At 32.5% G+C, this 12,289-nt stretch carries 10 protein-coding genes and 2 pseudogenes; 11 read left to right on the forward strand and 1 reads right to left on the reverse strand.

Going from position 1 to position 12,289, the window contains the following annotated elements; translation table 11 throughout:
* Positions 1-265: pseudogene (locus CBG10_RS06350) on the reverse strand (IS30 family transposase); the annotation flags it as partial.
* 253 nt (positions 266-518) lie between these two features.
* On the opposite strand from CBG10_RS06350, the gene glf reads away from it, so the two are divergent.
* The 11 genes and pseudogenes from glf to CBG10_RS06405 all read left to right on the forward strand — a co-directional run.
* Complete coding sequence (gene glf, locus CBG10_RS06355; protein WP_094512059.1) at positions 519-1,637, forward strand: UDP-galactopyranose mutase; 1,119 nt, start codon at positions 519-521, stop codon at positions 1,635-1,637.
* 5 nt (positions 1,638-1,642) lie between these two features.
* Positions 1,643-3,079 carry an oligosaccharide flippase family protein gene (locus CBG10_RS06360; RefSeq protein WP_094502207.1) on the forward strand — a complete coding sequence of 479 codons (1,437 nt, stop codon included), beginning with the start codon at positions 1,643-1,645 and terminating at the stop codon, positions 3,077-3,079.
* Positions 3,080-3,129: 50 nt separating this feature from the next.
* Positions 3,130-4,134 carry a sugar transferase gene (locus tag CBG10_RS06365; protein ID WP_094512061.1) on the forward strand — a complete coding sequence of 335 codons (1,005 nt, stop codon included), beginning with the start codon at positions 3,130-3,132 and terminating at the stop codon, positions 4,132-4,134.
* 15 nt (positions 4,135-4,149) lie between these two features.
* Positions 4,150-5,367 carry a polymerase gene (locus tag CBG10_RS06370; protein WP_094502205.1) on the forward strand — a complete coding sequence of 406 codons (1,218 nt, stop codon included), beginning with the start codon at positions 4,150-4,152 and terminating at the stop codon, positions 5,365-5,367.
* Complete coding sequence (locus CBG10_RS06375) at positions 5,336-5,959, forward strand: YveK family protein (RefSeq protein WP_094512062.1); 624 nt, start codon at positions 5,336-5,338, stop codon at positions 5,957-5,959. The genes CBG10_RS06370 and CBG10_RS06375 overlap by 32 nt, the downstream gene beginning before the upstream one ends.
* Before the next feature lie 17 nt (positions 5,960-5,976).
* Positions 5,977-6,921, forward strand: a complete 945-nt coding sequence (locus tag CBG10_RS06380) for a glycosyltransferase family 2 protein (RefSeq protein WP_094502203.1) — start codon at positions 5,977-5,979, stop codon at positions 6,919-6,921.
* Positions 6,922-6,946: 25 nt separating this feature from the next.
* The gene (locus CBG10_RS06385; RefSeq protein ID WP_225359214.1) at positions 6,947-7,711 is read left to right on the forward strand and encodes a glycosyltransferase; all 765 of its coding nucleotides are present in this window, start codon (positions 6,947-6,949) and stop codon (positions 7,709-7,711) included.
* Between the two features lie 16 nt (positions 7,712-7,727).
* Positions 7,728-8,630, forward strand: a complete 903-nt coding sequence (locus tag CBG10_RS06390; protein ID WP_094512064.1) for a glycosyltransferase family 2 protein — start codon at positions 7,728-7,730, stop codon at positions 8,628-8,630.
* Positions 8,631-8,666: 36 nt separating this feature from the next.
* Positions 8,667-9,743: an acyltransferase gene (locus tag CBG10_RS06395; RefSeq protein ID WP_094512065.1), complete on the forward strand. Its 1,077-nt coding sequence runs from the start codon at positions 8,667-8,669 to the stop codon at positions 9,741-9,743.
* Between the two features lie 53 nt (positions 9,744-9,796).
* Positions 9,797-11,704 (forward strand): DUF6020 family protein, encoded by a 1,908-nt coding sequence (locus CBG10_RS06400; protein ID WP_094512067.1) that lies wholly within the window; start codon positions 9,797-9,799, stop codon positions 11,702-11,704.
* Positions 11,697-12,161, forward strand: a pseudogene (locus tag CBG10_RS06405) (glycosyltransferase family 2 protein); the annotation flags it as partial. The gene CBG10_RS06400 and the pseudogene CBG10_RS06405, both read left to right, overlap by 8 nt.
* Positions 12,162-12,289: the final 128 nt, after the last annotated feature.

The following is a 12,289-nucleotide window of genomic DNA, read 5'->3' on the forward strand; positions in this document are numbered from 1 at the left end:
TCCAACCTGCCTTGATTTGCGCATGGATATAGTTAACTTCGATAGTTGGCAGTTGGGTCTGCTTCCGACCACAACGACGCTTATGTCGCTGATAAGTCTGAAGATATTGGTCGATGGTTTTACCGGCGTTGAGGAAACGATAAACACGATAGATGGTTTCTTGACTACGCTGAAGTAATTTAGCAGCCCGATAAGCTTTAGTACCTTGATACCAAAAATCAGCTATGAGAGTTAATTCACGTGTGGTAAGATGTTTATAGGTCATTTGTGATTGCCTTTCTTTTGATTAGGGATATTCAAAAGTCTATCACAAATGGCTTTTTATTTTTTCTAACTTAATTTTACAAACGACGTTTTAAAAACATTTTAATAGGCTTCTATATTACAGAAACTTTACTGAAAGATTACAAAAATACTTAAATAGTCTTAAATTATGATAAATATTTCAAAGCTTCACAAACACTGTAGTAATGTAGTATTATACAAAAGTATGTAAAAGTTATGATATGGAGAGAACAATGAAAAAATATGATTATTTAGTAGTAGGTGCAGGCCTTTTTGGGGCAACTTTTGCTTATGAAGCTGCTAAACGTGGTAAGCGTGTGAAAGTGATTGAAAAGCGAGACCATATTGCTGGTAATATCTACACTAAGGAGGTAGATGGCATTCAAGTGCATGAATATGGGGCCCATATTTTCCATACGTCTAATAAGGAAGTGTGGGATTATGTAAACCAGTTTGCAGAATTCAATCGGTATACGAATAGCCCAGTAGCTAACTACAAGGGCGAAATGTACAGCCTCCCGTTTAATATGAATACTTTTAGTCAAATGTGGGGCGTGCGGACACCAGCGGAAGCAATGGCGAAGATCAATGAACAACGCCAAGAGATGGCAGGGAAAGAGCCACAGAATTTGGAAGAACAAGCTATTTCCTTAATCGGTCGCGATATCTATGAAAAGCTTATCAAAGGTTATACTGAAAAGCAGTGGGGACAAAAGGCAACTGAATTGCCAGCCTTTATTATTCGGCGTCTGCCAGTGCGATTAGTTTACGATAACAACTACTTTAATGACACCTATCAAGGAATTCCGGTTGGTGGTTACACTCAGATTGTCGAAAAAATGCTTGATAGTGATTTGATTGACGTTGAAACTGGAGTAGACTTCTTTGATAAGAAAGATGAATACCTTAAAGATTATCCAAAGATTGTCTTTACCGGAATGATTGATCAATTCTTTGATTACCAGTTAGGTGAACTGCAATACCGTAGTCTTCGTTTTGAAACTGAAGAAAAGAATGTTGGAAACTATCAAGGTAATGCGGTAATTAACTATACTGATGCAGAAACACCATATACCCGGATTATTGAACATAAGCACTTCGAATTCGGTAAGGGTGATAAGGATAAGACGGTGATTACCCGTGAATATCCGGCTGACTGGCATCGGGGTGATGAACCATATTACCCAATTAATAATCAACGGAACAACGAACTTTATAAGCAATATGCGAAGTTAGCGAGTGAGCAGGCTAATGATGTGATCTTTGGTGGTCGTTTAGGCCAATATCGTTACTACAACATGGATCAAGTATTACACGCAGCATTGACAGCTGTTAACAAGGAGTTTGATTAGTAGCCATGAAGGTTATTAAGAATTATTTGTATAATGTTGTCTATCAAGTTTTAGTGTTATTAGTACCTCTAATTACAGTCCCTTATATATCTCGGGTGTTGGGACCTGATCTTGTTGGTATCAATTCTTATACAAATAGCTGGATGATCTTTTTTATGCTTGTAGGACAGATGGGAATTGCACTTTATGGTAATCGTGAAGTAGCCTATCATCGCGACAATGTAGTAGATCGTTCAAAAATCTTTTGGGGAATTGAGACGCTTCAAGGAATTACAATTTTACTAGCATTAATAGCTTATCTTGCAGCGGTACTCCTATTTAGTACTACTTTTAAACGTTTCTTTTTACTTCAGTCTTTTTGGATTATTGCAGCTGGACTGGATGTTTCTTGGTATTTTATGGGAATGGAAAACTTCCAGCGGATTGTTTTTCGAAATATGTTAGTAAAATTGGCTTCAGTCGCCTTGATTTTTCTTTTGGTAAAAAATCAAGGAGATTTAGGCAAATATATTGCTTTACTTGGATTATCAAACCTTGTTGGTAATTTAACTTTATGGCCCTATCTAAAGGATGAAATTAAATGGGTTCCAATTAGCACATGGCACCCGTTTAAACATTTTTATCCCGCACTATTGCTTTTTATTCCAACAATTACTACTCAAGTATACTTAGTTGTTAATCGGCTGATGTTGGGAAGAATGTCAACGCAAAATCAACTAGGGCAGTTTCAGAACACTGACCAAATTATTAAGGTCGTTTTAGCAGTTGCAACTGCTTCTGGACAAGTAATGTTGCCACATATTGCCAATAAATTTTCCAAAGGTGATGTTAAAGGAATTCGTGATAGCCTTTATAATTCTTTTGATTTTATTACGGCTATTGCAGTTCCAATGTCATTTGGTATCATGGCAATTGCTAAGCCATTCGCTCCATGGTTTTTAGGACGTCAATATGATGCGGCTGGAACTTTAATGATGTTTGAAGCGCCAGTTATCTTATTTATTGCTTGGAGTAATGTTACAGGAACGCAATATTTAATGCCGATTAATCGCACGAAAGAATATACGGTTTCAGTTACATTAGGGGCTGTTGTTAATATTATTGCAAACCTTTTCCTAATTGCATTATGGGGAGCCAAGGGGGCAACAATTGCTACAGATATTTCAGAATTAACAGTAACGGCAGTGCAGCTTTATTATATTAAGAATACAATTAGTAGAAGAAAACTTTTTGGAAACGTGTGGAAATACATTCTTAGTGGTGCAATAATGTTTATTGTTATTTATCGCTTAGCACTAATAATTAATATGACTGTAGTGAATTTAATTGTTGAAGTAATAGTTGGTATAATTGTTTATTTACTTGGAATTATTTTACTAAAGGCTCCAATTGTTAATCAGGCAATTAAACTAATTCAAAATCGACGTTTAGAAAAAAGATAGAATTAAAGTATATCTTCTAACCTATTATATAGTGAAAGGAAAAAGAAATTATGCAATATTTAATTTCTGCTATTGACCCTATTAAAAACTCTGGTGGAAATAAGGCAAAAAAAGATATAGATTTTTTTGCATCTCAATTGAATGATACTGGAGTAATTCATGTCAAAATATATTATACGAGGCTTCAAAGATATCTTTTAACGCATTTAAGTATAATAAGATTGGTTAAAACCCATCCAGCTGATCGTTATATTTTACAATTTCCGATATCTACTCCTTATGTTTTAAGACAATTCATTGAAGTGATTCATAAATATACTAATGCAAAAATTGATCTTTTTATTCATGATCTTCCTGCCTTACAATTGTCAATGGAGGATAAGGAAAGAGAATTAGTATTGTTTAATCAAGTAGATAATCTAATTGTCCATAATCAAGCAATGAAAAAGTGGTTGACAGATAATGATGTTAAAACCAATATGATTGAACTGGGTTTATTTGATTATGATAATGAACAGCCAATGCAAAAGAAAAAAGAATATGACCCAGCTAATTTTACAATTTGTTTTCCGGGAAATTTAGCTAAATCAACTTTTTTAACTAAAGTGAATTTAAGCTACCGGCTTAATATTTACGGTCCCAATAAATTGGATTCCTATCCAGAAGGTATAAGATATTGTGGACAATACACCCCAGAAGAACTACCCAAGCATTTAACCGAGGATTTTGGGCTTATTTGGGATGGGAATAGTACTGAAACTTGTAGTGGTACATTCGGGGAATATTTAAAATATAATAATCCTCACAAGACATCGCTCTACCTTAGCACAGGTATTCCTGTCATTATTTGGGATCAAGCAGCATTGGCACCACTAATTAAGGAAAGTGGAGCAGGTATTTGTATAAGCAGTTTAACCGAACTAGATAATGTGCTTTTATCTCTTACGAATGAACAATATCAATTAATGAAGAGAAACGCAGAAAAATTAGGGAAGAAACTTCGAGAGGGCTATTATACAAAGCATGCTTTAACTAAGCTAAACATGAACGAGTAGGAGATTTTAAACAAGATGATTACCTTTTCGAGGGATAAACTCAGATGGTTCAATAATAAGACTATTAGTGGTGAACAACTTTTTTTTGCAGCCTTTGCTTTAAGTCTAATTGCTTCATTTGTATTTAATACAACATTTATGGATTATCTAAATGTCAATTATGTCAATTTAGTTAATTATCTTGCCTTTGCTTTGCTAATAGTAAAGATTTATATTTTTGATAATTTTAAATGGTATGAATATATTGGCATAACTGTCATTTTAGGACTTGCATTTTTATCATGGCGAAGGACTCAACTAAGTAACGTGATGATAATGTTTAGCTTTATTTTTGCAGCGAGAGGAATTAGTTTTAATAAAATAGTTCGGCAATATTTTAATATTAATTTGATGTTGATGTTACTTACGATGCTGTATTCTTTAGCAGGAATAATAAAGAATTTAGCATTTTTTAGGGGAACAACTTTTAGATATAGTTTAGGAACTGATTATCCAACTGATTTTTCAGCTCATATTTTTTATTTATGTTTAGCTTATTGTTATTTAAATTATAAAAAAATGGGGTGGCTTCAATGGCTTGGAATATTAGTAATAGACTATTTAACATATTTAGTAACTGATACGCGTGTTGATGCCTTATTAATGATCTTAATGGTCTTAGTAATGTTAAGTGTTAGTCGTAAACTTAATACCAAACTAAAGAAGTTTATTGCATCATCATATTGGTACTTAAGCATCGTCTTACCTTATAGCTATGTATTAATAACTTATTACTTTACATTTTCTAATCCAGTAATGGTAAAACTGGATCAAGCTTTATCTGGAAGGTTAGCTTTAGGAAAAGAAGGGTTTGATAAATACGGTATTACATTGCTTGGAAAACGAGTTATAGAACGAGGGTGGGGCGGGAGCGACGGCCTGCACATGATGAAAAATAACCCTGGTAAATACTTCTTTATCGATTCTTCTTTTGTAAGATTATTAGTAATTAATGGCCTTATTCTTGGTATAATTGCTCTTTTAATTTTAGTAGGTATTTCACTTAGAGAAACGGTCAAACATGAGTACTTGTTACCGGCTATTTTATTTTTAGTTGTTTCGAGTAGTTTAATTGATCAGCATATGTTGGAAATTACGTATAATCCCTTTATGCTGGCATTCTTATCATGTGTTCCACAAACAATCAGCGGAGGTTTAAAAAATGGCAAAGTCAAAGAAAATAACGATTGGTAACTTTAATCAAATAATTATTAGAAATATAGTAATTATTTTAGTATTAACGTTAATTGGTGCTCTAAGTGCTGGCTTATATGCAAGACACAAACGAATAACTTTTTTTACCGCAGAATCGAGTGTAATCTTAAATATTAAGGTTACGCAAACTGACTATAAAAATGCAGCGATGATGGCTGAAAAAGGAATGATGCATTCATATGAAGAAATTCTTAATAATCAAGAAACGATGAAAAAAGCAGAAAAATATCTACCAGCTAACTTACGCAAAAACTATTCAGATGGACAACTAGCCTCGGCAGTTAGTATTAATTCAGCACCAGATTCATTGGTCCTTAAGATTACAGCACGAACTACTCAGGGAAATGATTCGGTAAAAATTGCCAATGCAGTTGCTGAAGCCGCACAAACTCAACTTCCTAAATATAGTCCAAATAATAGTAATGTAAGAATTTTAACAAGAGCTACACGAGATAACGTGAGTGCTAAGACTACTCCTTCCATTAAAAAGTATGTTGTGCTTGGAGCTGCTTTAGGGCTTTTAGTTGGGATGATTTTTTCATTTAGTATTACTACTTGGAAAAGTATTTAAGTATTGAGGAGAAAAGTATGTCAAATGAGAATGTTGCAATATTGATGTCGACTTACAATGGTGAGAAATATTTAGAAGAACAAGTAAAATCAATTATTTCCCAAGATTATACTGATTGGCATCTTTACATACGAGATGATGGATCCACCGATAATACAGTTAACCTAATTAAGAAAATTGCCAGAGATAACGAAAAGATTACATTTTTAAATGAAAACAAACCGAAAAATTTAGGAGTTACTGGCTCGTTTATGGATTTATTGGCGAATACGAAAGCTCAGTATTATATGTTTTCTGATCAAGATGATTATTGGATGGAAGATAAAATATCAGCAACATTAAGGAAAATGCAAGCCTCTGAAATTGGCAATATGCCTATTTGTGTTCATTCGAACTTAACAGTAGTAGATACAAATCTTCATGGGGATTCACTAATGAATTCTTCGGAAGAACATTGGTCAGATTTTAAATCAATGCTTTTTGCAAATTGCGTAACCGGATGCACAATGATGATTAATCAAGAGCTTAAAAATTTACTCGATTTTGATAAAGTAAAGAGTAATAAACTATATGTGCATGATTGGTGGATCGCTCTAGTAGCAGCTGCGTTTGGTAAAGTTGTCTATCTAGATCGTTCCACGATTCTTTATCGGCAACATCAAGGGAATGTAATCGGCAGTAATAAGAAGACCACACTTTTTAATAAGAATGAGCCCTTTAATGGTCGAGTAATTCGGATGGTAAAAATTACTAGCGATTTTTGGCAAGCTTACGGAAGCAAATTAACAGGGCAGAATAAGAATTATGTTAAAAATTATGCAAGTCTAGTTCAACATCGGAATCCACTATGGAATTTAAGAATTGTACTAAAATATCCACCAGCAAGAGCAACAACTACTGGGAATCTTGTTTTCGGTGGTATCGTTGTTCGAGACTATCAAAAGTTAAGTAGACTTGGCTAGTTTAATAAGGTTATGGGGAGCAATCATGAGCAAAGACAATCCACTTTTTTCAATTATCACAATTGTTAATAAAGAAAAAATTTATGAAGATTTCAAAAGAAGTTTAGAAAGTCAAAAAGAAGTTAGCTATGAGTTAGTGAAGATTGATAATACTCATAATCAGTTTTTTTCAGCTCGTGAAGCATACAATGATGCTATAAAGAAAGCGCATGGAGATTATCTTGTGTTTTCTCATCCAGATATGCGATTTCTTGATCAATATGCATTGCGTGACTTTTTGAATCAAGTTATTAAAATTCGGGACCTTGGAATAGCTGGTGTTTCGGGATGTCTATTTGAACTTCATCATCATAAATCAACACTAGTGACAAGTATTGTTCACGGTGATCCAGCACACCATTTTGGCCAGTTAATTCAAGAAACGACTAAGGCACAGACGGTGGATGAATGTCTTTTTGTGATGACTAAGGATTTTTATAAGCAGCATCCATTTTCGGATATCAAAGGATGGCATATGTATGCTGTTGAGCAGTGCTTAATGGCTTTGCTGGATCATAAAATGAATTATGTTATTCCTGCTAGAATGTGGCATTATTCAACTGGATTTTCAGAAAATTGGCAATATATTCAAACTGGTCGGGAAATTGTTCGTCGCTATGGGAAACAATTTTCTTCTATTAACACCACAATTACAACGTGGAATACAAAGAGTAAAATTAACTTGTTGGTCGTACCACCAGTTAAGCTTTTAAAACACAAAATTTGGCGTAAATTTAATTTGGCTAAATAACTAAGGGTGGTTAACTATGGATAAAAAAGTAACAGCAGTGGTAGTAACTTATAATCGTAAAATATTGCTGAAAGAATGTATTGAATCGCTATTGGCTCAGACATATAAAAACTTAGATATTTTAGTGATTGATAATGCAAGTACGGACGGTACAGAGGATTTTGTAAAAAAAATCGATAATCCATGTGTCTCATATGTTAATACCGGAGAAAATCTTGGCGGTGCTGGTGGTTTTCAATTTGGGGTAAAAGCAAGTGCTAAATTGAAACCAGATTATTTATGGTTGATGGACGATGATTCAATTCCAACCCCTAATGCTTTGGAAAAATTAATGGAAGTGGCTGAAAACATCGGAGAATTCGGCTTTTTAGCCAGTAAAGTGTTGTGGAAAGATAAGTCTATGTGTAATATGAATGTTCCTAAGATAACTTTGAATCGTAAATTACAAGATTTTGATGGTAATCCTAAAAAGATTATTATGGGAACGTTCGTATCATTTTTCGTACCGATGAAGGTTGTTAAAGAAGTTGGATTACCAATTAAAGAATTTTTCATTTGGGCTGATGACTTTGAGTATTCACGCAGAATTTCACGAAAATATCCAGCTTACTTTGTGCCAGAGAGTATAGTTATTCATAAATGTAAGTCAAATAATGGAAGCAATATTGTTAATGACTCTCCTGAGAGATTTAAACGGTATGAATTTGCTTACCGTAATGAAGTCTACGTTTATCGTCGAGAGGGGATTGCTGGCTGGGTTCATCTAGGCTTAAAAACTATATTGCATTTAACTAAGGTTATTATAAAATCAAAAGATAATAAAAAGAGGAGAATTAAAATTATCTGGAATGCTACAAAAGAGGGGCTTTCTTTTAAACCGACAATTGAGCATTTAAGAACTGATGATGGGGAAAATTAGTTTTTATAAAGTTCAGATAAGATGAAGTAAGCGAAAATGACTAAAAGTAAAAAATATTATTTTATGTATCTGAATGCAATAGCATCTTCATTTGCTGTTGTTGTTTTACATACTGTAACTAATCCAGCACAACTTGGTATACAAGTATCACGCCCATCCTTTTATCTAATTCTTTGTATTATTTTGGGTATTATTTTTTCATATGGAGTACCGATATTTTTTATGCAATCGGGGGCAAATATTCTTAATTATCGTGATCGCTATGATACAAAGACATTCTTTATCAAAAGATTTAATAAAGTTGTAATTCCATTCATTATCTGGAGTATAATAGGTTTCTTTTTTATATTTGGTAAAAATAACGGACTCCTTACAATAAAATTATTTATAAAAAGTTTTCTTTTAGGAAATATAGTGGGGCCTTATTGGTTCTTCTATAATATTACGGGATTTTATTTATGTGCGCCGTTTGTTTCGCTTATTATCAAATATGGAAGCAAGAAAATTATAAAATATACACTTTTAATTTTAATAGTAACAAACACTGTAATTCCAATAGTTAATATTTTGATAAAGACACAAAGTTTATTTGGAACTTCTTTCCCGTTTGTAGGATCTTATGCTCAATATTTCATAGCTGGATGGTATTTGACACATAATGATTTACTTGAAAGAAGATGTAAACAGATATATTTACTAGGAATTATAATGCTAATATTTGAAATTACTACAACTATTTATTTTACATTTTATATAAAACAGATTCCTATGTTAAATTATCCAGGTGGAATCGTTAAAACGTTTTCCGACATTGCAATGCTACCATCGTTCTGTGTTATGTGTGCATTATTCCTATTTTTTAAACAAAGAGAATGTTGGTTAGAAACACTAAATGTCAAAATACTACTGGCAAAGGGAGCTAGTTTAACATTTGGAATTTATCTTGTTCATCCTTTTTTGATTATGTATGTATTGGATCCATTTAATGAATTTTTAGTTGCATGTCCACTAATTATTCGTATAATAGTTGATCCTCTAGTTATATATTTCGCAAGTGGCATTATTACGTTATATATTCGTAAAATTAAGTATTTGAAGTGGTTAATGCCTTGACCTAGGAATGACAAATTGTTTTTTATATTAGGGATAAAATTAGGTGGTTGGAAATGCTTGATAAAATAAAAAAATATAAAAAATTAGAATTATGGATTTTTGCTGTTTTTGGTATGGGGGTCATTTACCCAACTCCTATTTCAAACGACAGATTTGGACAACCGTTTTTAAATGTTTTAGTTAATACATTGTTAGTATTAACACTTTTTTACTTTATTGAAGTTAGGCATCTTGTTGAAATACGTTTCATTGATTATTTTTTTGGCCTAATCTTTTCAATTCTCTATAACTTTACTTTTTTATTTATAGCAGATGAAAAACCCTATACTATAATGGGAACATATTATTTACATGGTGCTGGAAATATACTTATAACAACATTAGCTATATTAGGCTGGACAATAACATTTGCTGGAGCCTTAGCGCTTTGTAGTTTTGGATGCCAAAAATATTCAAATTATAGCGAAAAATCTTTCTTTAAATTTGAGAGAGTTTTTTTAGTGATCTTAATTTCGTGGAGTTTAGTTATTATTTTCTTTTTACCTGGCCAAATAAGTTGGGATGCACTTAAACAGTTTTGTGAATTCGAGGGAAAAAGGGTAGCAAATTTAGATTTTATGTATGTACCTACAAATCATAATCCTTGGTTTGTGACATTACTTATAGGTAGTATTTTTAATATTGGTAATAAAATACTCAATCCTAATTTTGGTATTTTTTTGGTTATCCTATTTCAGACCTTAATAAGTGCATTTATTTATACTAAGGTAGTACAATTTATTGGTCAGAAATCTGGAAAGATTATGGGAATCGTTTCTTTAGTTATTTTTGCTTCTCCCATATTTAGTAGTTATGTAGCAACGATCGATAAAAGTACATTATATTATGCATTTTGTGCAGCGTTTTACCTTTGCTATGTCAAAATAATAATGGGAGTGAAAAATAAACATAAAGCATTGCACACTAATGATTATTTGTTATATTTGCTTACAATGGTATTGTTTTCGCAGTTTAGAAATGACGCTCTATATATTAGTATAATTAGTACGCTGATATTATTGTCTTTCTTAGTATATAAGCATGTGAACATTACTAAATTGTTGTTGGTCTTGCTTTCTTTTGTAGTTATTATTAGTGGCTGGAAGGCTTATGTGCACAAAATTAATATAGTCCCTGGGGCTAGTAGTGAAGCCCTTACAATACCTACAAGACAGGTAAGTTATGTTTATATAAATAATCCAAATAGTTTGACTAAGAAAGATAAAAAGATAATAAATAAGATAACTCCTCTAGATAAAATTAAAAAGAATTATGATATTAATTCTGGCGATAACTTAAAAAATCTTTTTCCCGTAAATACTTTTTTGAATAATCCTTCTCTTATTAAAGAGGTTGTACAAGGAAAAAAGAAGATGCAATCTAATTCAAAAATAAAGAGTGATTTAAGAGAATATCTAAAAGTATGGTTGAAAGCTGGATTGAAGCATCCGTTCACATATATAAAAGTTTATATAGCTGCGAACAGCTTCTATTTAAATCCATTTGCTTCCCCTACTAATCTATATGGCTCATTATTTATTAATTTTCCCACACGGGTACCATATTATGTTGAACCTAATTGGGTCGATAAATATAATTACTTATTTAATGACTCTGTACGACTTAAAGCACGTGAATTTATTGGGTTGATTTTAAGTTTTCCTGTAATTGCATTTTTCTTAAATACAGCGATAGCTACCTGGTTTCTAATATTTTTATTGTATCGAAGTATAAAGCTAAGAAATTTAGATATGTTTATTATTTTGGTTCCACTAATTGGATTAGTCGGTTTAAGTACTTTGGTTCCTATAAATGGTTATTCTAGATATGTAATTGGTGAAATTGCAATTGTTTTGATGGCATTTGCATGTATGTTTAGTGTTGAAAAAATAAACATTAAAAGGAGGGGGCAACGTGGATAAATTAGCAGTATTAATTCCTTGCTATAATGAAGGAAAAACGATCGAAAAAGTTATAACAGATTGTAAAAAAGCAATAGCAAATATATCTAATAGTGTAGTATATGTTTACGATAATAATTCAACAGATGATACTGTGGAATTAGCTGAAAAAGCTGGTGCAGTTGTTCGTCATGAATATATGCAGGGTAAAGGCAATGTTATTCGACGCATGTTTCGGGAAATTGATGCCGAATGTTATATCATGATTGACGGTGATGATACTTATCCAACTGAAGATATTCCTCAGATGGCCGAATATGTTCTAAAACAAAAATATGACATGGTAGTCGGTGACCGATTAAGTTCGAGCTATTTTGAAGAAAATAAACGTCCCTTCCATGGAATTGGTAATAAATTAGTTCGGGGGAGTATAAATTTCTTCTTCAAGAATGATATTCGAGACATTATGACAGGCTATCTGTAGAGGGCGGCTGTAGAATGTAGGAAATCGGCGGTTTAAAATTGTCGATTTTCCTGCATTTTTTGTATACTCACTTTATCAATCTTTTGAGGAAGTGATGAGTATGCGAAAAGACGTTTACGAAA

The organism is Limosilactobacillus reuteri (assembly GCF_002254085.1).
Taxonomy (GTDB): domain Bacteria; phylum Bacillota; class Bacilli; order Lactobacillales; family Lactobacillaceae; genus Limosilactobacillus; species Limosilactobacillus reuteri_K.